Source organism: Veillonella sp. CHU110, assembly GCF_003992255.1.
In the GTDB taxonomy this organism is placed as follows: Bacteria; Bacillota; Negativicutes; order Veillonellales; family Veillonellaceae; genus F0422.
In genome coordinates this window covers 1-1,198 of sequence record NZ_RQVA01000035.1, presented here as the reverse complement: position 1 = coordinate 1,198, position 1,198 = coordinate 1, and the positions used below count along the sequence as shown (strand labels likewise).

The 1,198-nt window shown below is 37.6% G+C and carries 1 protein-coding gene; it reads left to right on the top strand.

The annotated features are described in order from the left end of the window. Positions 1–135: 135 nt before the first annotated feature. Positions 136–1,198 (top strand): ISL3 family transposase (locus EO122_RS08125; protein ID WP_127010148.1); only part of this gene is annotated, 1,063 nt, incomplete at its 3' end.

The window sequence follows — 1,198 nt, the reverse complement described above, 5'->3', positions numbered from 1 at the left end:
GGCTCTATAATAAATGTTGGGGCTACTCATATAAGAGTAGTCGCCAACATTCTTTTTTTGCAATAAAATAGACATATACAAACTCAAACCGTATCATTAAAAGCAACCAAACCATTAAGAAAGGATGAGTCATATATGTCTAACATCAATTATACAGAAATTGTCTTTAAAATTAAAGAGGAACATATTAAATTTATGAAAGTAAATGATGATGGTTCTGTGCATTTCACACTTGAGATGCCAGTAGCTGAGCAAGTATGTCCACATTGCGGAGCACATACTAGAAAGTCTAAAGGTAAACGCCCTAGAGACGTTAAGTTTGGCGCTACACAACATCACATAGTGACTGCTACCTACTTACAAAGACGTTACAAGTGCCAGGAATGTAATCACACTTTCATAGAAAAGAACCCTTTTGTTTGCCGTTATTTGCGACTCAGTAAAACTAATGTGGAGTATCTATTTAGACAACTTGAAGAAAAAGGATCTTACACGGAGATGGCTAAACGCAGCGATGTTTCTGTATCCACAGTTATTCGGTATTGTTCTAAATTAGCCATTCCAAAGCCTTCTCAATTACCTACTGTACTAGGTATTGACGAATATAAAGGGAATGCTGAAGGTCAAATGTACCAAGTTATCATAACCGATTTAAACAATCACTCTATCGCAGACATTTTACCTAAACGAGATACGCGAGCTCTTATCCAATACTTTAAAACCTTTTCTAAAGCAGCTAGAGAACAGGTTAAATACATCGTTATGGATATGTCTCCATTATTTAGGTTAGTGATGCAAACTATGTTCCCTCACGCACATATTGTGGCAGATCGTTATCATGTGTGTCGCTTGGTGGATTGGGCGCTCGAGCGTGTACGTAAGCGTGAGCAAAAGAGGCTAGTGGCACACTCTAGAACGCTCAAATATAACCGAAGGGTTCTTATGAAGAACCCTAATAAATTAACTGAAAGCGAGCGAGTAAAGCTGTTAGAAATATTGCGTATATCCGATGACCTACGACGTGCATATGGGCTTAGATTAGCCTTTAGGAAGATATTTAAGACATACAGCATACCTAACATAGAAAGGCACCTACAATTATGGCTAAACGCAGTAGAAAACAGTCATCTACCAGAGTTTAGTAATTTTAAAGTCTCCTTTGTTAGTTGGTTCCCTCAAATTGTTAATGCCTTTGTAT